Source organism: Pantoea sp. F_5, assembly GCF_008631595.1.
Taxonomy (GTDB): Bacteria; Pseudomonadota; Gammaproteobacteria; order Enterobacterales; family Enterobacteriaceae; genus Pantoea; species Pantoea gossypiicola.
This window is the reverse complement of sequence record NZ_VWUO01000003.1, coordinates 312001-329536: the sequence shown is the minus strand read 5'-3', so window position 1 is coordinate 329536 and position 17536 is coordinate 312001. Positions and strand designations below refer to the sequence as shown.

19 protein-coding genes and 3 tRNA genes are annotated in these 17536 nt (G+C 54.9%); 11 read left to right on the top strand and 11 right to left on the bottom strand.

Annotation, left to right across the window (positions count from 1 at the left end; genetic code table 11):
* Window positions 1-17: 17 nt before the first annotated feature.
* Genes F3I44_RS06225 through F3I44_RS06215 form a run of 3 tightly spaced genes read left to right on the top strand, consistent with a single transcriptional unit; the run spans window position 18 to window position 2221 of the window.
* Window positions 18-713, top strand: coding sequence for an amino acid ABC transporter permease (locus F3I44_RS06225; protein WP_150019348.1), 696 nt, complete (start codon window positions 18-20; stop codon window positions 711-713).
* 5 nt (window positions 714-718) lie between these two features.
* Complete coding sequence (locus F3I44_RS06220) at window positions 719-1474, top strand: amino acid ABC transporter permease (RefSeq protein WP_150019347.1); 756 nt, start codon at window positions 719-721, stop codon at window positions 1472-1474.
* A gap of 9 nt (window positions 1475-1483) precedes the next feature.
* Window positions 1484-2221, top strand: a complete 738-nt coding sequence (locus F3I44_RS06215; protein WP_150014058.1) for an amino acid ABC transporter ATP-binding protein — start codon at window positions 1484-1486, stop codon at window positions 2219-2221.
* Window positions 2222-2641: 420 nt separating this feature from the next.
* On the opposite strand, the gene F3I44_RS06210 is transcribed toward F3I44_RS06215, so the two are convergent.
* The 4 genes from F3I44_RS06210 to syd all read right to left on the bottom strand — a co-directional run bounded on the left by F3I44_RS06210 (window position 2642) and on the right by syd (window position 5345).
* On the bottom strand, window positions 2642-3088 hold the full coding sequence (locus F3I44_RS06210; protein ID WP_150014060.1) for a flavodoxin: 447 nt from the start codon (window positions 3086-3088) through the stop codon (window positions 2642-2644).
* 12 nt (window positions 3089-3100) lie between these two features.
* Complete coding sequence (gene truC / locus F3I44_RS06205; protein WP_013358894.1) at window positions 3101-3880, bottom strand: tRNA pseudouridine(65) synthase TruC; 780 nt, start codon at window positions 3878-3880, stop codon at window positions 3101-3103.
* Complete coding sequence (locus tag F3I44_RS06200; RefSeq protein WP_150014062.1) at window positions 3880-4209, bottom strand: YqcC family protein; 330 nt, start codon at window positions 4207-4209, stop codon at window positions 3880-3882. The genes truC and F3I44_RS06200 overlap by 1 nt, the downstream gene beginning before the upstream one ends.
* Window positions 4210-4796: 587 nt before the next feature.
* Window positions 4797-5345: a SecY-interacting protein gene (gene syd / locus F3I44_RS06195; protein WP_150014064.1), complete on the bottom strand. Its 549-nt coding sequence runs from the start codon at window positions 5343-5345 to the stop codon at window positions 4797-4799.
* 62 nt (window positions 5346-5407) lie between these two features.
* On the opposite strand from syd, the gene queF reads away from it, so the two are divergent.
* The 3 genes from queF to xni all read left to right on the top strand — a co-directional run bounded on the left by queF (window position 5408) and on the right by xni (window position 8577).
* Window positions 5408-6253 carry an NADPH-dependent 7-cyano-7-deazaguanine reductase QueF gene (queF, locus tag F3I44_RS06190; protein WP_150014066.1) on the top strand — a complete coding sequence of 282 codons (846 nt, stop codon included), beginning with the start codon at window positions 5408-5410 and terminating at the stop codon, window positions 6251-6253.
* Between the two features lie 169 nt (window positions 6254-6422).
* Window positions 6423-7787 (top strand): nucleotide 5'-monophosphate nucleosidase PpnN, encoded by a 1365-nt coding sequence (gene ppnN, locus F3I44_RS06185; protein WP_150014068.1) that lies wholly within the window; start codon window positions 6423-6425, stop codon window positions 7785-7787.
* 34 nt (window positions 7788-7821) lie between these two features.
* Window positions 7822-8577, top strand: coding sequence for a flap endonuclease Xni (gene xni, locus F3I44_RS06180; RefSeq protein WP_150014070.1), 756 nt, complete (start codon window positions 7822-7824; stop codon window positions 8575-8577).
* 24 nt (window positions 8578-8601) lie between these two features.
* On the opposite strand, the gene rlmM is transcribed toward xni, so the two are convergent.
* The 4 genes from rlmM to F3I44_RS06160 all read right to left on the bottom strand — a co-directional run bounded on the left by rlmM (window position 8602) and on the right by F3I44_RS06160 (window position 11614).
* Entirely contained in the window at window positions 8602-9702 is a 1101-nt protein-coding gene (gene rlmM, locus F3I44_RS06175) for a 23S rRNA (cytidine(2498)-2'-O)-methyltransferase RlmM (protein ID WP_150014072.1), read from the bottom strand.
* Window positions 9695-10090, bottom strand: a complete 396-nt coding sequence (locus F3I44_RS06170; protein WP_150014074.1) for a DUF423 domain-containing protein — start codon at window positions 10088-10090, stop codon at window positions 9695-9697. The genes rlmM and F3I44_RS06170 overlap by 8 nt, the downstream gene beginning before the upstream one ends.
* 50 nt (window positions 10091-10140) lie before the next feature.
* A complete protein-coding gene (locus F3I44_RS06165; protein WP_150014076.1) occupies window positions 10141-11058 on the bottom strand; it encodes a transcriptional regulator GcvA in 918 nt (305 codons plus the stop codon).
* 334 nt (window positions 11059-11392) lie between these two features.
* Window positions 11393-11614 (bottom strand): YgdI/YgdR family lipoprotein, encoded by a 222-nt coding sequence (locus tag F3I44_RS06160; protein ID WP_150014078.1) that lies wholly within the window; start codon window positions 11612-11614, stop codon window positions 11393-11395.
* Between the two features lie 209 nt (window positions 11615-11823).
* Here F3I44_RS06160 and csdA point away from each other — a divergent pair, with 209 nt between their 5' ends.
* Window positions 11824-13032, top strand: coding sequence for a cysteine desulfurase CsdA (gene csdA, locus F3I44_RS06155; protein ID WP_150014080.1), 1209 nt, complete (start codon window positions 11824-11826; stop codon window positions 13030-13032).
* A gap of 2 nt (window positions 13033-13034) precedes the next feature.
* Window positions 13035-13490 carry a cysteine desulfurase sulfur acceptor subunit CsdE gene (gene csdE / locus F3I44_RS06150; protein WP_150014082.1) on the top strand — a complete coding sequence of 152 codons (456 nt, stop codon included), beginning with the start codon at window positions 13035-13037 and terminating at the stop codon, window positions 13488-13490.
* On the opposite strand, the gene tcdA is transcribed toward csdE, so the two are convergent.
* Both tcdA and mltA read right to left on the bottom strand, forming a co-directional pair.
* Entirely contained in the window at window positions 13469-14281 is an 813-nt protein-coding gene (gene tcdA / locus F3I44_RS06145; RefSeq protein ID WP_150014084.1) for a tRNA cyclic N6-threonylcarbamoyladenosine(37) synthase TcdA, read from the bottom strand. The two genes, csdE and tcdA, sit on opposite strands and share 22 nt — an antisense overlap.
* 48 nt (window positions 14282-14329) lie before the next feature.
* Window positions 14330-15478: a murein transglycosylase A gene (mltA, locus tag F3I44_RS06140; RefSeq protein WP_150014086.1), complete on the bottom strand. Its 1149-nt coding sequence runs from the start codon at window positions 15476-15478 to the stop codon at window positions 14330-14332.
* A gap of 203 nt (window positions 15479-15681) precedes the next feature.
* Between mltA and F3I44_RS06135 the strand changes: the two genes are divergently transcribed.
* From F3I44_RS06135 to F3I44_RS06125, 3 genes are all read left to right on the top strand, one after another.
* Window positions 15682-15758: transfer RNA gene (locus F3I44_RS06135), tRNA-Met, on the top strand.
* Window positions 15759-15823: 65 nt separating this feature from the next.
* Window positions 15824-15900 (top strand) — tRNA-Met (locus tag F3I44_RS06130).
* Window positions 15901-15954: 54 nt separating this feature from the next.
* Window positions 15955-16031: transfer RNA gene (locus tag F3I44_RS06125), tRNA-Met, on the top strand.
* A gap of 110 nt (window positions 16032-16141) precedes the next feature.
* Here F3I44_RS06125 and amiC read toward each other — a convergent pair.
* A complete protein-coding gene (gene amiC / locus F3I44_RS06120) occupies window positions 16142-17386 on the bottom strand; it encodes an N-acetylmuramoyl-L-alanine amidase AmiC (protein ID WP_150014088.1) in 1245 nt (414 codons plus the stop codon).
* Window positions 17387-17536 lie beyond the last annotated feature (150 nt).

The window sequence follows — 17536 nt, the reverse complement described above, 5'->3', positions numbered from 1 at the left end:
TGTCAGAAGGAAACACCATGGCACTCGATTTTAGCAGCGTGGTAACCGGCCACTTCGGCCAGATGATTGTCGATGGTGCTGCGATCACCCTGCAACTGGCATTGGGTGCCTGGCTGCTCGCCATGTTTATCGCGCTATTGCTGGTCGTCATCCGCCTGACGGCTTACCGCCCAGGCGTATGGCTGGTGAGGATCTATGTCTCCTATCACCGCAATGTACCGACGCTGATTCAGTTAATGATGTGGTACTTCGCCATTCCGTCGCTGCTGCCCGAATCGCTTCAGATGTGGATTAACGATTTTAATGCCGAGTTCCTGTTTGCCCTGTTTGCTCTCGGCCTGTGTCAGGCGGCTTACTTCTCTGAAGATATTCGTAGTGGCCTGCGCGCCATTCCGGAGGGACAAAGCGAAGCGGCACGCGCGCTGGGCATGGGATATGTACGCACGATGAGATCGGTAATACTACCGCAGGGCATCCGTAACGCCCTGCCAGCAGTGGTAAACCACACCGTCCTGTTATTCAAAAACACCAGTCTGGCAATGGTCATCGGCGTGATGGAACTGACCTACGTTACGCGTGATATTGAAAACCAGACCTTCCGCACCTTCGAGGCTTATCTGGTGGGAACGCTGGGCTATCTTGCCGTCTCCCTGTTATTGATGGGCGCAGGCGCATTGCTGGCGCGACACTTCCAGCGCGCGTACGCGAGGTAATCCCGATGTTCGACCTTTTCACTATATTGCACGACAACGGCATGCTGTTACTGATGGGACAATACCCGAGTGGCCCGCTGGGTGGTGTGCTCTGTACCTTACTCATCTCTGTACTGGCCGTGGTGTTTGCTTTTCCGGTAGGGATTCTGCTGGGGCTGGCACGCCTGGCATCCTGGCGCTGGCTCAGCTGGCCTGCGGCATGCTGGGTCTATTTGCTGCGCGGCATCCCGCTGATGATGGTGGTGTTCTGGACCTACTTCTGTGTACCGCTGCTCATTGGCCATAATATCAGCGGCTTCTCTACCATGCTGTGTACGCTGATAATTTATGAAAGCGCCTATATCGCCGAGATTGTTCGCGGAGGGATTCAGGCGCTGCCACAGGGGCAATATGAGGCGTCGCGTGCGCTGGGCATGAGCCATATCAGAGCGTTGCGTTTAGTGATACTGCCGCAGGCGCTCTATAACTCCCTGCCGAGTCTGGTCAGCCAGCTGGTATCCATTATTAAGGACAGTACGCTGGGTTATGTCATCAACGTGCCAGAGCTAACGTATGCCGCTAACCAGGTGAGTAACCAACTGCTGACCAAGCCATTCCAGGTGTTTGCGATTGTTGCGATGAGCTACTACATCATCTGCTTCAGTCTTACCTGGCTGGCGGAGAAACTGGAGCAGCGCATTGCGAGTAAACGGCGTAGTGCAATGACTGATAACGAAACCGTTGCTGCGCCGCTGGTGCTGACAAAAACGCAATCTCAATAAGGAACTGCCATGAGGCCCATGATTCTTTTTAATCAGGTTAACAAGTGGTATGGCGAATATCAGGCGCTGACCAGTCTGAGCGCTGAAATTAAACCCGGTGAAGTGGTAGTGGTGTGTGGCCCTTCCGGATCGGGAAAGTCGACGTTAATCCGTACGGTAAACCGCCTGGAGCCGATTGAGCAGGGGCAAATTTTGTTTGATGGCATGGATATTCATGGCAGCAGTACACGCCTCAATCAGCTGCGCACACGCATCGGTTTTGTGTTTCAGAATTTCAACCTGTTCCCGCATATCTCAGTGCTTGACAATATTATGCTCTCTCCCATGAAGGTACTGGGCGTAAAGCGGTCGCAGGCACGTCAGCATGCAGAGGAATTACTGGAACGCGTGGGCTTATCCCATAAAGCGAGAGCTTATCCGGCACAGCTCTCTGGCGGTCAGCAGCAGCGGGTGGCGATAGCGCGTGCGCTGGCGATGAAACCGCCGGTCATGTTGTTTGATGAACCTACCTCGGCGCTTGACCCGGAAATGGTCGGTGAAGTATTGAATGTTATGCGGGGGCTTGCGCAGGAGGGGATGACGATGATGTGCGTGACGCACGAGATGAATTTTGCTCGCGAAGTGGCGGATACCATCTGGTTTATGGACCATGGGCAGATTCTGGAGAAAGCGTCACCGGAGAATTTTTTTAGCAGGCCACAGCATGAGCGTGCAAAACGTTTTTTGAGTGATTTGCGCGCTCATTAGACGCGAAACGAAAGCTCAAAAGGGTCTGTTGTACACATAATATGCTCAGGCTTGTCTTACCGGGAATGAGGCTGTAAGTGCTTTTCATCCCGTTCGGCAAAGACTAAAGATGACGGATAGCGCCCTTTTCTGTCATCTATTTAGCCTGATCTATTCTGAATTTGCGCTGGATGCCAGTAAAGGCGGTGCCGACGAAAAACCGGGGGCACAGCACGCCAGCCATAGTATTAAGTCACACTTCCGAACAGGATGAACCGGCGATCATCTCGTCATACATGGCAAAATCTTATCAGGGCTGAAAAGGACGTATCCCCGAGGCGTTGATAGCCAATGATTTTTGCCGATGCATCGAAACCGGACAGCCGGTCCAGCGGCATGCCGATTATCACTATTAAGGCAGCAATAAGCCTGGCGTCGCCATCAGAGCTGCGCGCCCCAGGCTTCAACCCACGGAGAGGTCACCGCTTCCGGCTCAGGATTTTCGGTGGCATCAACCAGTAACACCTCACCGACCCGCTGTGCGCCCTGCTCCTGCAGCAGCGCATCGAAAGTTTTACCCGCGCCACAAAAATGGTCGTAACTGCTGTCACCCAGCGCAATCACGCCATAGCGCAACGCAGGCTGATGACCCAGCTTATCTTTAACGGCATGGAACAGGCCTGAAATCGTGTCGGGAAAATCGCCTTGTCCGGTGGTTGAGGTGACAATTAACGCCACGTCGCTGGCATAGTTCTGCCAGTCTGCCAGCGTCGGATCGTCAAACACGGTGACGCTGTGACCCTGCTGCTGCAGAACGGGCTCCGCTTCTTCCGCCACCAGCAGCGCATTGCCGTATACCGTCCCCACAAAAATGCCAATCTTTGCCATCTGCTTTCTCCCTTATTCTGAAACGTTATCCTGTCCTGGCGCGGCGTTAAACTCAACCCGCGGCACCTCAGGAATGCGATCCTGCCAGCCAAACTGGTTCATCAGGTTTTGCCAGACGCCATCCAGTCCGGCGCGGATCAGTAAAGGTTCGCCGGTCACCGGATGGGTGAGTGCCAGGCTGCTGGCGTGCAGCATCAGCCGGTTAGCGCCAAAATGTTCGGCAGCACCCCGGTTCTGGCGCAAATCACCGTGCGCCGAATCGCCAATAATCGGATGACGCAGGTGCGACATATGACGACGCAGCTGATGCTTACGACCGGTTTTAGGGGCCATTTCAACCAGGCTGTAACGCGATGTGGGATAGCGGCCAATGCCGACCGGCATCTCGACCGTCGCCAGTGACTGATAATCGGTGACGGCGGGCTGTGCGGTACGCGCTTCAGTGGCGTGCCTGTCAGCAATTTTATCCAGCTCTTCCACCAGCGGATAGTCGAGCGTTCCGCTGCTCTCCAGCCAGCCGCGTACGACAGCGTGATAGGTTTTCTGCATCTGGTGCTGTTCGAACTGCAGGGAAAGCAGACGGCCGACTTCGCTTGAAAGCCCCATCAGCAGTACGCCTGAGGTGGGTTTGTCCAGCCGATGCGCGGTAAACACATGCTGTCCAATCTGATCGCGAACGGTCTGCATCACAAACACCGTTTCATGGCGATCCAGCCAGCTGCGATGAACCAGCCAGCCGCTGGGCTTGTTGACGGCAACCAGCCACTCATCCTGATAGAGTATCTCCAGCATCAGTGGGCTGCATCCTTCATCAACGCATCAAGCTGACGCAGGGTCAGTAGTAGCGGCGCAATGCCGGGCTGGTCAGGCACCAGCGCCACCTCGTAGTAGGGAGCAACGGCAAAGTTTTGCGGTAACGGATGCTGAGCCGCAATCAGGGCATGCATCCGCGGAAGCAGCACCCACTGGAGCCACTGCAGCGGCTCCAGCGTATCCAGGCAAAAGGGTTCACGGCTCTCGAGCGCGTCTCCGGACGGAGGGGTACTCTGCCAGAGATGGTGCTCACGCATCACCGCTTCCAGTTGCTCCAGCCGTTGCGTAATCAATTGTTCAGGCGTCATGCGCCACCTCCTGCAAGCAGTCAAAAATGGGCGGCAAGCATATCACTTGTTGGCACAGGCACAAAAAAAGGGAGCACTGTATAAACAGTGCTCCCGGTTCGTTTGCAGCCATCCTGCTACGTTTGTGCTCCCTGCTCTTCCATGACAACTTGTCCAGTGCGAACTCCTGTCGCGCATCGTCCTGATGTATCCTTAGCATCCTGGCCCACCACCTCTTCTGAGGGGTTCTCATTCTCCATCCTGGAGGTGTCCCTTGCTCACGCCTGAGCGATCCTGTTTCATCCTGAAACCTTCCGTGTGCCGTAAGCTCCGTTACGTTCCTGCCTCATGGCTTATCATCATCCTGACGATATCTGTTTCCTGAGCATCCTGCAGTGGGAAACATTTTGACAGAACTCGTTACGCGCACAAGGTACTTACAGCGAAACTTTACGAAATGTGCTGCACAAATTCAGATTAACGCCATTAAGTTGATGATTCACAATATTTTTACATCTGGGCCTTCCGGATGTCTTAATTTTTATATGGCGATCTCTCACAGTAGTTGTAAGAGATATCTCACAAGCCAGGCGGCAAATAACTGCAATTCAGATGATAACCGGTTGTAATGACTTAAGAAATATCTCAAGACTTTCTGCCAGGACCACACGCTGTTTACGACCAGGCTGCTCCAGGATCACTTCACCGCTGAGATTAGACAGAGAGATGATCTCTTCCTCTGAATCGGTGGTGGCAATAAACAGCGTAGGCGACTGTCGGAGGCGGCGCTGCATCACCAGATGCCCAATCAGATTCTCCTGTAACCGCAGGAAATCCTCCTCGCTCCACACCTGTAAAAGAGTCAGCTGATTCTCACCAAAACGGGCCTGCATATCGCCGGCAAACTGCGTGGTATAGAATTCCGTGATCGGCGGCTGAAGCTGGATGTCGACCGCCCGCTCAACCGCATCAAGGGTCGGTGGCAGACTAAACGGCTGCGGCTGCCAGACGACCTGATGCTCGCGTTCTTCCAGTGCACAGGGCGAGGGGACCCCATAGAGATCGCCGCTGGCCGGCGCATGCCCGGCCTGCTGAAGCCAGTGCTGGCAGTATCGGGTGGTAAAATCGCGCAACGCGGCGGCAGTTTGCTGCATCATTCATATTCTCACTTCTGATAGGTTACACTTAGCCACTTTGATTAATTTTGGTGGTAACCGCAATGACTACGCATGAACAGGATCAGGCGCTCAGTAACCTGACGCTGGGCAAACCCACAGCCTATCACGATCGGTATGACAACAGCTTACTACAGGCGGTGCCGCGCAGCCTGAACCGGGAACCGCTTGGCCTGTTTCCCGACAGTCTGCCCTTTACCGGCAGCGATATCTGGACCCTGTATGAACTCTCGTGGCTAAACAGCAAAGGTCTGCCACAGGTTGCCGTTGGCGAAGTGGTGCTGGATGCGCAGAGCCGCAATCTTATTGAGTCGAAAAGCTTCAAGCTCTACCTGAACAGTTTCAATCAGACCCGCTTTGCCGACTGGGGTGAGGTTCGCCAGACGCTGGAGCGGGATCTGAGTGCCTGTGCTGAAGGGGAAGCGCGGGTCGCGCTGTTCCGACTCAATGAAATAGAAGGCCAGCCGATTGGTCATTTTGAGGGTTGCTGTATTGATGAGCAGGATATCGCCATCGAGGATTATCGCTTCAATGCTGACTATCTGGCTGATGCCGCAGGCAGCGAAATCGTTGAAGAGACGCTGGTCAGCCATCTGCTCAAGTCGAACTGCCTGATTACCAACCAGCCCGACTGGGGATCGGTCATGATCCGCTATAAAGGCCCGCGCATCGCACGTGAAGCACTGCTGCGCTATCTGGTCTCATTCCGCCAGCACAACGAATTTCACGAGCAGTGTGTTGAGCGCATCTTTAATGATGTGATGCGATTCTGCCAGCCGGAAGCGCTGACGGTCTATGCGCGCTACACCCGACGTGGTGGGCTGGATATTAACCCGTGGCGCACCAATGTGCCCTTCTCGCCCGGTTTTTCGCGGCTGGTCCGTCAGTAGTTTGCGAGGCTTCTCTCAGGCTGGGTGGCATAAGCGCAGTTCCGCTTGAGCTGTGCGGGCCGACAAGGCTACTCTGGTGAAGGCGGCAACCTGCGGGTTGCCGACCAGGGATTTTCGTCACTGCCGTTGCAGTGCCAACACGCACCCAGGCGGGTGTAAAGGAGTTCATTTGATTACCCATATCAGCCCACTTGGCTCAATGGATCTGCTCTCGCAGCTGGAAGTCGACATGCTCAAGCGCACAGCCAGCAGCGACCTCTATCAGCTGTTTCGCAATTGCTCTCTGGCCGTGCTTAACTCCGGCAGCCAGACTGACAGCAGCCACGAATTGCTCTCCCGCTTTGAGAACTTCGACATCAACGTGCTGCGCCAGGAGCGCGGCGTCAAACTGGAACTGATCAATCCGCCGGAAGAGGCGTTCGTGGATGGCCGCATTATCCGCTCACTACAGGCTAACCTGTTTGCGGTGTTGCGTGACATCCTGTTTGTCAGCGGCCAGCTCAACATACCGGGCCGGTTAAGCGCAGCCGAAGAGAATGATTCTGCCACCATCACCAACACGGTATTTTCCATTCTGCGTAATGCGCGGGCTCTGCACATCGGCGAGTATCCCAACACCGTAGTCTGCTGGGGTGGTCACTCAATCAATGCCGTTGAGTATCAGTATTGCCGCAATGTCGGTACGCAGCTTGGACTGCGTGAACTGAATATCTGTACCGGCTGCGGGCCAGGCGTGATGGAAGCGCCGATGAAAGGCGCAGCAGTTGGCCATGCTCAGCAGCGCTATCGCGACAGCCGCTTTATCGGCCTCACCGAACCCTCAATTATTGCAGCTGAACCGCCGAATCCACTGGTGAATGAGCTGATCATCATGCCGGACATTGAAAAACGTCTGGAAGCGTTTGTGCGTATCGCTCATGGCATCATCATTTTCCCGGGCGGCGTTGGTACGGCTGAAGAGCTACTCTATCTGCTGGGCATCCTGATGAATCCGCAGAACAACGACCAGGTATTGCCGCTGATTCTGACCGGCCCGGAAGAGAGTGCCGATTACTTCCGCGTTCTGGATGATTTCATCGTGAACACCCTGGGTGAGCAGGCGCGTAAGCATTATCAGATCATTATTAACGATGCAGCAGAAGTGGCACGTCTGATGAAGAAAGCGATGCCGCAGGTGAAAGAGAACCGTCGTGAAACCGGCGATGCTTACAGCTTTAACTGGTCGATTCGCATTGAGCCCGATCTGCAGGTGCCGTTCATGCCAACGCATGAAAATATGGCCAACCTCAATCTTTATACCAATCAGCCTCCCGAGAAGCTGGCTGCCGACCTGCGCCGTGCCTTCTCAGGTATCGTCGCCGGTAATGTCAAAGAGATGGGCATCCGCGAAATCCGCGAGAAGGGACGCTACAAACTGCATGGCGATCCCGACATCATGCACCGCATGGATGAGCTGCTACAGGGATTCGTTGCCCAGCAACGCATGAAACTGCCTGGCACTGCCTACATCCCCTGCTACGAAATTATCAAATAAACCAGGAGGCAGCCCCCGGGCTGCCCATACGCTCATGGCTCTTCATCTTGTTATTGTTGACGCGCTGAATCTGATTCGCCGTCTGCATGCGGTACAAGGCTCCCCCTGTGTCGACGGCTGCGTAGCTGCGCTGCGCCAGATTCTGGGCCACGCCCGTCCGACTCATGCTGTGGCGGTTTTTGATGGCGAAGCACGTCATCAGGGCTGGCGACATCAGCTGCTGCCCGATTACAAAAGCGGTCGCCCGCCGATGCCAGACGATTTACAGGCAGAGATGCCGGCATTGCAGGAGGCTTTTCGTTCGGCAGGCGTAAGCTGCTGGATAGCGGGCGAGGATGAGGCAGATGATCTGGCGGCGACGCTGGCGGTGAAAATGGCTCAGGCCGGACATCAGGCCACCATCGTGTCCACCGACAAAGGCTACTGTCAGCTGCTGGCCCCCGAAATCCGCATCCGCGACTACTTTCAGAAACGCTGGCTCGATCTGCCTTTTATCGAAGCTGAATTTGGTGTGGCCCCCCGGTTACTCCCCGACTACTGGGGGTTGTGCGGCATCAGCAGCAGTAAAATTCCAGGCATTACCGGCATCGGCCCAAAAAGCGCGAAACAGCTGCTGGCAGAGTTTCATACGCTTGAAGGGATCTATCAGCAACTGGATAAGGTACCCGCCAGATGGCAGGAAAAGCTTGCTGAAGGCCAGCACATGGCTGAGATCAGCCGTCAGGTGGCTACGCTGAAGCGGGATCTGGAATTGCAGGGCAATCTGAATACGCTGCGTTACACCGGCTGAGTGCAGCTGCACTCAGCCCGGCGATTAACGTTCGTCGCGACGACCACCGGTCGCTGCCCAGATACGGCGCACATGAACCGTCACCTCTTCGCGGTCATGATAGAGCTGACGGGCGCGAATCTGCACATTGATGCCATTCTCATCAAAGCGCTCCTGCATCATGGCCAGATTCTGCGTGACCTCTTCATAACGCTTTTTCATCGGCAATTTGAGGTTGAAGATCGCTTCACGACACCAGCCGTTAACCAGCCAGTCGGTCATCAGGTTAGCCACGCGCACCGGCTTCTCCACCATGTCACATACCAGCCAGCTGATGTTGGTGCGTGGCGGACGGAATTTAAACCCATCAGCTTTCTCGTGCATCACCTGGCCGGTATCCATCAGGCTCGGGGCCATCGGTCCGTTGTCCACTGCATAAACCATCATGCTGCGCTGGACCAGCTGCCAGGTCCAGCCGCCCGGGCAGGCTCCGAGATCCACGGCGTACATGCCGCTGGCTAAACGCTCATCCCACTCATCCGCAGGAATAAAGACGTGGAACGCCTCTTCCAGCTTAAGTGTGGAACGGCTTGGCGCATCGGAAGGAAATTTAAGGCGTGGGATACCCATGTAAAACGGCGAGCTGTTCTCCCGGATGGAGTAGCCGACGTAGCAGGTGCCTGGCGCGATGAAAAACACATGAACAACCGGGCGTTTCGAACTTTCATAATTCAGCAGAATCTTGCTTTCACGCAGTGCTGAACGCAGCGGCACGGTGAACTTGCGGCAGAATTTGGTCAGCTCTTTCGCTTCGTTAGTGTCAGGCACTTCCACACGCAGTTCGCCGCCCTTCTCCACCACGCCAGTCAGCATGCCGACAATCGGGGTGATGCGATCTTCCTGCGGCAGGTCACGCAGCATTTCGCCCACGACCAGTATCTGACGGGCAAAGATCAGCTCGTCAAACGGTAACTCACGCGCCAGACGCTCAGCATCTTCAAACTGATAGCACTCAAACAGCACGTAGCCGGAGTCATCTTTAACCCGCGGAAAGCCGTAGATTTCACGTTCAGCCGCTTTGGCGCTGATTTCCGCCGCACACTCTTTTTCAAAACCGGGACGACAATAGAGTAAAACTTTATTCATGGCGTTCTGCCTTTCGTTTAAGACGCAGCGCGCCAATCAACATCAATAACCAACCGGCGAGGAAACAGACCCCGCCCACCGGTGTGATAAAAACCCAAAACTTCAGATGTGACAGCGCCAGACAATAGAGGCTGCCACTAAACAACACGGTGCCGAGCGCCATCAGCGCACTGCTCCAGTAAAACCAGATATTGGCGCGGCGTAACATCGCGGCACCCAGTCCCATCACCGCTAACGTGTGATAAGCCTGATATTCCAGCCCGGTGTGAATCCAGGCCATTTCAGCCGCACCCAGCGACTGACTTAAAACGTGGGCACCAAATGCACCAAAAGCCACCAGCAGAAATCCGCTGATAGCCGCAAAAACAAACATGGCACGACTGGACATTAACCGATCCTCAGAGTGCTTTTGCATCGTAATGCAAATAAATCAATATGTTATTGTTGATAGCGAAAGCGGAATTTTTCTTGTTCGGTTGCAGCTTTTTCCAGGATCCACTGTCGGAAGGCGGCTATTTTACCCAGTTCTGCCTGACTGTCATGACAAACCAGATAAAAAGCGTTTTTACTGACTAATACATCATTAAACGGACAGATTAATCGCCCGGCCTCTATTTCGCTCTGCGCCATGACGTTGTTGGCCAGCGCCACGCCCTGACCATGAATCGCCGCCTGCAACACCATGGCGCTGTGGCTGAAGATCGGCCCCTGCTGAACATTTATATGCTGCAGGCCCAGCTGGCGGATATACGATTGCCAGTCACGGCGGGAGGCGTCATGCAGCAGGGTAAAGCGCGAGAGATCTACCGGCGTTTTCAGCGGATTATCGCCGGTCATCAGTGATGGCGAACAGACCGGCAGCAGATATTCAGCATAGAGTTTCTCAACCCGCAGGCCGGGCCAGTTGCCGCGTCCATAGAAAATTGCCACGTCGACATCGTCGGCCAGTTTCTCTTCATCACGGTCAACAGCCTGGATACGCACATCGATCCCCGGATAAGCCATATTAAAGCTGGAGAGGCGGGGAACCAGCCACTGAATAGCAAAGCTTGGCAGTAAACTGACGGTCAGCGCTCCCTTGGCACTGCGCGCCTGCAGTTTGCGGGTCGCTTCGTTAAGTGCCGAGAAAATCTCTTTGATATCGAGATAGTAGCTTTGCCCTTCTTCAGTCAGTAACAGCGAACGATTCCTCCGGCGAAACAGCTTTAAACCCAGAAAATCTTCCAGAGATTTAATCTGATGGCTTACGGCAGCCTGGGTGACAAACAGCTCTTCAGCGGCTTTAGTAAAGCTTAAATGGCGCGCAGCGGCATCAAAAACCCGCAGTGCGTTAAGAGGAGGAAGGCGTTTCGACATGGTTTTCCGTATCCGGATCGGCGAAAAATACGCAGGCTTATACAAAGCGTTTACGTATTAGAATTTTTAATCCGAGGCATTATAATTTGTCCGTTGAGGAACCTCCAGCAAATACCTATAGTTGCCGCACTTCCTGAGCCGGAACGAAAAGTTTTTAGATTTGTGAGTGAGTTCGCAGATTTTCTGAAAGCTTTTGGCTTGTGGTCGTGATGTTGTGTTTGCAATTTTTGATCCGACGATTGCGGATCGAACTCTTAATTCCTGTAGATTTACCCTGTCTGTCCATAGTGATTTTTAAATAGCACCGCAAATTGCGGTGCTTTTTTTTTGCTGCTTACTTTGACTCGACCATTTCTTTGACATCAGAGCGATTAATCTGCTGCTCGTTGCCATTCGCATCTTTATAGCTGATCATGCCGGTATCGTTATCAACTTTAGGCTTGCCGGCAGCCACAATGGTGCGACCATCGTTGGTATGCATAACATAATTGCTTGAACAGGCACTCAGGGTAAAAGCCAGAGTACACACGGCCAGTAGTGCGGTAAGTTTTTTCATCTGCTATCTCCTTGTAGATTGATTGCATCAAACCACCCGCGTTACGCTAACCAGAGGCAGCCGATAAGTGAGATCGACTATTAAACGTCCGATCGTTGTGCGGGTTTGGTTCAAACCTTGCAATATTCAGCATAACGCGCTTTTCCAGCTTTGCCAGACGCAGACCATTCTTTCAGTGTGGTCCTAATTTTTCTTATCATGGACCCGGCATGACCGCATTTAATCCCACCGCATTCCGCCAGCAGTTTCCCGCGCTCGCCGACGCCGGCGTCTATCTCGACAGCGCCGCGACCACGCTGAAGCCGCAGGCCGTGATTGACAGCACCCAGCAGTTTTACAGCCTCAGCGCGGGTACGGTTCATCGCAGCCAGTTTGCCGCCGCCCAGGCCTTAACCCAGCGCTATGAGCAGGCCCGCAATCAGGTGGCCCGCTGGGTTAACGCCGCGGACGATCGAGAGATTGTCTGGACGCGTGGCACCACCGAAGCGATAAACCTGGTGGCGAACAGCTGGCTGCGTCCGCGCCTGCAGCCCGGTGATGAGATCGTGGTGAGTGAGGCTGAGCACCACGCCAACCTGGTTCCCTGGCTAATGGCTGCGCAGGCGTGCGGTGCCCGCGTCGTAAAATGGCCGTTAGGACCCGATCGTCTGCCCGATATCAGCCTGTTACCTGCTCTTCTCAACAGCCGTACCCGCCTGCTGGCTGTGGGTCAGATGTCGAATGTCACCGGTGGATGCCCCGATCTTGCTCAGGCGATCCCGCTGGCACATGCCGTGGGGGCGAAAGTAATGGTAGATGGCGCGCAGGGTGTGGTGCACTGTCCGCCTGACGTACAGGCGCTGGATATCGACTTTTACGCTTTTTCCGGCCATAAAATTTACGGCCCGATGGGCATTGGCGCGTTATATGGCAAAGCGGAACTGCTGGAGGCGATGACGCCCTGGCAGGGTGGCGGTAAGATGATCACGGATGTCGACTTCAATGGTTTCACGCCGCAGCCGATACCGTGGCGTTTTGAAGCCGGCACCCCGAACGTGGCTGGCGTGGTGGGATTGAGTGCGGCACTGAGCTGGCTGACGCAGTACGATCTGCCCGAAGCCGAGCGCTGGAGTCAGCAGCTTGCCTCGCTGGCGGAAGAGCAACTGGCAGAACTGCCCGGCTTTCGCAGTTTCCGCTGTGGCAATGCCAGCCTGCTGGCCTTTGAATTTGCTGACCTGCATCACAGCGATCTGGTGACGCTGCTGGCTGAGCAGGGAATCGCCCTGCGCGCTGGTCAGCACTGTGCGCAGCCCTTGCTGGCGGCGCTGGGCGTCAGTGGCACGCTGCGCGCCTCTTTTGCACCCTATAATAATCTGCAGGATGTTGATGCGCTGGTGCGCGCCATGAAGAGCGCCATCGCGCTGTTATCGGAGTTTTGATTATGTGTTCATCGCGGTTAGCGCCACACCCGTTTGGCGAACAGATTACTGTTGCCAGTCTGAAAGAGAGCTTTGGCCGCTTTCATCAGTGGGAGGATCGTTATCGTCAGCTGATTCAGCTAAGCCGCCAGTTACCTGCGTTACCGGAGGAACTGAAAACAGCGGAAATTGAACTGAGCGGGTGTGAAAACCGGGTCTGGCTGGGCAGCCAGCTGTGTGAGGATGGCTCACTGCACTTCTATGGTGACAGTGAAGGGCGGATCGTGCGCGGCCTGCTTGCCATACTGCTGACCGCCGTTGAAGGGCAGACGCCGCAGCAATTACTGGCCACCGATCCCTTAACCCTGTTTGATGAGCTGGGGCTGCGTGCCCAGCTCAGCGCCTCACGCAGCAGCGGCCTGCAGGCGCTGGCCGCTGCGGTAGAGCATGCCGCGCGTCAGGCGCTGACCGCATCCTGACGCGCGGCGCGCGCCAGAAATTTCTTCAGCGCATGCGAAACGGCCACAAAGCCGAAGGTGGCGGTCACCATGGTGGCCGCACCAAACCCGGATGTGCAATCCATTCTTTTCGGACCCTCTGCCGTACTGCGTGAAGCGCAGACGCTGCCATCCGCCTGCGGATAGACCAGCGCTTCGGTAGAAAAAACGCAGTCGATGCCGAGTTTGCCCTTACTGCTTTTCACCACGCCCAGGCTTTTCAGTCGTTCGCGCAGCTTCGCCGCCAGCGGATCCTGAATGGTTTTCGCCAGATCGGCGACCTGGATCTGGGTCGGATCAATCTGCCCACCCGCGCCACCGGTGGTGATCAGCGGGATCTTATTCCGGCGACACCAGGCGATCAGTGCCGCTTTAGGCCGCACGCTGTCGATAGCATCGATCACATAGTCAAAACCGGCGGCCATCAGTTCGGCGGTGTTCTCGGGCGTAATAAAGTCATCAATGCAGATCACGTTGCAGTCAGGATTGATCGCCCGTAGTCGTTCCGCCATCACCTCCGTTTTAGCTTTGCCGACGTTGCCCTGCAACGCATGAAGCTGTCGGTTAGTATTGGTAATACAGACATCATCCATATCTATCAGAGTGATTTTACCAATGCCGGTGCGTACCAGCGCTTCCGCCGCCCAGGATCCGACGCCGCCAATACCGATGACGCAGAAATGTGCGTCAGCAAAACGTTGCAGCGCATCCTGGCCATAGAGACGCGCCGTGCCGCCAAAGCGCTGATGCCAGGCGTCATTTATCACTTTCATAGTTGAACCTGTTACGTCGTGCGGGCCCGGAGGCCCGCAGAGAAGACATTAGTTAGAGCCGAGAAGCAGTGAACCATTATTACCGTTTTGCGGGCTGGAGAACAGCGGCTGTCCGGCACCCGGTGCGGCTTTAAGCACCCAGACGCGGCCGTAGTGATTATAGAAGCCCGCCAGATGCGCGGCGTCCGGGCCGATACCCTGATAGATATCAAAGTGTTGTCCTTTAATCGCGCCCCCCACGTCGAGCGCCACCATCAGGCGCATCTCATATTTGCCGTTGAATTTGCCCTTCTCATTCAACTGCGGCACTTCCGCCAGCAGTACGGTGCCCGCCGGAATAATTGAGCGGTCAGAGGCCACCGAGGCTTTCGCTACCAGCGGAACGGCGCTGGCACCGCGCACCGGCGTAAACGGCTCAGCTTTAAAGAAGACGAATGACGGGTTGGTTTCCAGCAGCGCGCGCACCTCCTGCTGTGAGTGCTCCTGCGCCCACTGGCGAATCGCCTGCATCGACATATCTTCGCGCTTCACTTCACCGCGGTCGATCAGCTCTTTACCGATACTGTGATAGCCCCAGCCATTTTTACCGGCGTAACCAAAGAAGGTCATCGGACGGCCGTCGCCAAAGTCGACGTAACCACTGCCCTGCACATCCATCATGAAGTTATCGATCAGCGAGTTGCTGTAGGCAATGACATAACGATCATCAAGTGCGCCACTATAGATAGAGGCGCGGCTCGGTAACTTCTCTCCACGTTTGCGCGGCGGCATACGGTAGATCGGATACTGGAATTCGCCCTGACGGGTGTAGCGCGCTTCCACGACCGGCGTGTAGTAACCGGTGAACTGCACGTTACCGTAGTTGTCCGTGCCCTCCATCTGCCAGGCGTTCAGGCCATACTGGCGAAGCTGCCGGGTATCGGCACCTGCCATCAGCCAGCTTTCAATTGCGCTGTAGGTGCCGTTCTGACGACTATAAAGAGCGGATGAGGCGGACTGAATCTGGCGCACCTGATCGCCAAAGTCTTTGCCATTAACCGGTGCACCTTTAGCATTGGGCTGATTCACCAGCGCCAGCGGCTGTTCCAGTTTGCCATCTTTATATTGCTGACCGCGATCGGTCGGTTTAGAGCTACAGGCCGCCAGCAGCGTGATTAACGCGCCAGTGAGTGCATACTTCACCCAATGTGATTTCATTATCTTCTCTTTTTATAACTGTTCGCCCCGCGACGATAGCAAAGCCCCCGACAGAATGAAATGCATCCGCTTTGACCTGGCGCATATCAGTTCAATAATTAGCCAGATGGTTGAATCCTTCAGCAACTGGCTGTTAATTTGGCTTTTATCTTTAAAAAGGGGTTGCATGAATCAGCGCGGAGAGTATAGTGCGCTTCCACGGACGCGGGGTGGAGCAGCCTGGTAGCTCGTCGGGCTCATAACCCGAAGGTCGTCGGTTCAAATCCGGCCCCCGCAACCAATACTTCTGCAGCAGTTTTACAGAAGTCACAGTGTGAGAAGTAAAAGTAATAGAAGCAATACGGACGCGGGGTGGAGCAGCCTGGTAGCTCGTCGGGCTCATAACCCGAAGGTCGTCGGTTCAAATCCGGCCCCCGCAACCAATACTTCTGCAGTTGTTTTACAGAAGTCACAATGTGAAATAAGTATGATACGGACGCGGGGTGGAGCAGCCTGGTAGCTCGTCGGGCTCATAACCCGAAGGTCGTCGGTTCAAATCCGGCCCCCGCAACCAATCATTTAAACACCTGAAAGGGTGTTTTTTTGTTTCTGCCGTTCGTAAATTCCTCTTAAGCCTCTCTCCCGCAGATAAATGCGCGGATAGCCGTGACTACCCGCACACCCTTACCGATGGGCCAGTGCCGCCCCACTCTCTACATACGCTTTGATACCGTTCAGAATCGCCTCTGCCACCTGATGCTGATAGCGGGTGGTTCGCAGCTTACGCTCCTCTTCCACATTACTGATGAACGCGGTCTCTACCAGGATTGACGGGATATCCGGGGCTTTCAGCACTGCAAATCCCGCCTGATCCACGGTGCGTTTGTGCAAATGGTTGATGCGCCCCATGCGATGCAGCACCTCTTTACCAAACTTCAGGCTGTCATGAATCGTCTGACGCTGCACCATATCGAACATGGTGTGATCAAGATAGCGGTCGCCGCTTTTGCTGACGCCACCAATCAGGTCTGATTCATTCTGGGTCTGCGCCAGGAAACGGGCGGCGGCTGAAGTGGCACCGCTGGTGGATAAAGCAAATACCGAAGAGCCGCGTGCTGCCCGACTGGTAAAGGCATCAGCATGAATAGACACAAAGAGATCGGCGCGCTGTTTACGGGCTTTGGCAACCCGGACGCGCAGCGGAATAAACACATCTTCATTGCGCGTCATATAGGCTTTCATGTGGGACTCTTTATCGATCAGCGCTTTGAGTCGCCGTCCGATCTTCAGCACAATATCTTTCTCGCGCGTCTTATATTTGCCGTGCGCGCCAGGATCTTCTCCACCATGACCGGGATCGATCATGATGATAATCGGACGATCGCGTCCCGCTTTGCCGGGTAACGGTGCCTGCACCCCTTCATCCTTGTCCAGATCGCCCTGATTATAATCTTTCAGCAGAGCCAGCAGCGGATCGTCTTCCACATGGTTCTGGGTCGGATAGAGATCGACCACCAGCCGGTGATTGATACCGGCGACCGGAGCCAGATTAAAGATCTTCGGTGCGACGTTGCGCTTCAGCTCCAGAACGACGCGCACCGTGTTGCTGTCGAACTGGCCGACCCGGGCATTTTTGATAAAGGGATCGTCGACCCGAACCTGCTTATCTACCCCTTTCAGGGCCGAATTAAGATGCAGGCCCTGAATATCTATGACGAGACGTTCGGGATTGCTCAGCGCAAACTGCTTGTATTTCAGCGCGACACTGGACTCCAGCGTCATACGCGAATAGGTGGACGAGGGCCAGATACGCACCGCCACAATGTGGTTCTTTGCCGCCAGCCCTGTGCGGCTGACGCTCAGCAGCAGTAAGGCACCTGTCCCCTGTAAAAATCGTCTGCGTGAAAAATGGGAATTACCGTCTGACATGCCGCTCCAGCTGCTGTGTTATGTCTAAAAAAGCGCCAGTTAATCAAATGGCGGCGAAAACTTTATCCAATCCGCAGGATGATGTCACCCCGGAAACCCTAAATAATGCAGGCTGTTAGCGGCTTTGACACTCATAAAAACGTAAATTTT

Bases quoted from the DNA above. Each gene is read 5' to 3' on its own strand.
- F3I44_RS06225 (WP_150019348.1), top strand. From the start codon at position 18: ATGGCACTCGATTTTAGCAGCGTGGTAACCGGCCACTTCGGCCAGATG.
- xni (WP_150014070.1), top strand. From the start codon at position 7,822: ATGGCTCTTCATCTTGTTATTGTTGACGCGCTGAATCTGATTCGCCGT.
- tcdA (WP_150014084.1), bottom strand. From the start codon at position 14,281: ATGAAAGTGATAAATGACGCCTGGCATCAGCGCTTTGGCGGCACGGCG.
- amiC (WP_150014088.1), bottom strand. From the start codon at position 17,386: ATGTCAGACGGTAATTCCCATTTTTCACGCAGACGATTTTTACAGGGG.
- csdA (WP_150014080.1), top strand. From the start codon at position 11,824: ATGACCGCATTTAATCCCACCGCATTCCGCCAGCAGTTTCCCGCGCTC.
- F3I44_RS06215 (WP_150014058.1), top strand. From the start codon at position 1,484: ATGAGGCCCATGATTCTTTTTAATCAGGTTAACAAGTGGTATGGCGAA.
- truC (WP_013358894.1), bottom strand. From the start codon at position 3,880: ATGCTGGAGATACTCTATCAGGATGAGTGGCTGGTTGCCGTCAACAAG.
- F3I44_RS06220 (WP_150019347.1), top strand. From the start codon at position 719: ATGTTCGACCTTTTCACTATATTGCACGACAACGGCATGCTGTTACTG.
- F3I44_RS06200 (WP_150014062.1), bottom strand. From the start codon at position 4,209: ATGACGCCTGAACAATTGATTACGCAACGGCTGGAGCAACTGGAAGCG.
- mltA (WP_150014086.1), bottom strand. From the start codon at position 15,478: ATGAAATCACATTGGGTGAAGTATGCACTCACTGGCGCGTTAATCACG.
- F3I44_RS06210 (WP_150014060.1), bottom strand. From the start codon at position 3,088: ATGGCAAAGATTGGCATTTTTGTGGGGACGGTATACGGCAATGCGCTG.
- queF (WP_150014066.1), top strand. From the start codon at position 5,408: ATGACTACGCATGAACAGGATCAGGCGCTCAGTAACCTGACGCTGGGC.
- F3I44_RS06170 (WP_150014074.1), bottom strand. From the start codon at position 10,090: ATGTCCAGTCGTGCCATGTTTGTTTTTGCGGCTATCAGCGGATTTCTG.
- syd (WP_150014064.1), bottom strand. From the start codon at position 5,345: ATGATGCAGCAAACTGCCGCCGCGTTGCGCGATTTTACCACCCGATAC.
- F3I44_RS06160 (WP_150014078.1), bottom strand. From the start codon at position 11,614: ATGAAAAAACTTACCGCACTACTGGCCGTGTGTACTCTGGCTTTTACC.
- csdE (WP_150014082.1), top strand. From the start codon at position 13,035: ATGTGTTCATCGCGGTTAGCGCCACACCCGTTTGGCGAACAGATTACT.
- F3I44_RS06165 (WP_150014076.1), bottom strand. From the start codon at position 11,058: ATGTCGAAACGCCTTCCTCCTCTTAACGCACTGCGGGTTTTTGATGCC.
- rlmM (WP_150014072.1), bottom strand. From the start codon at position 9,702: ATGAATAAAGTTTTACTCTATTGTCGTCCCGGTTTTGAAAAAGAGTGT.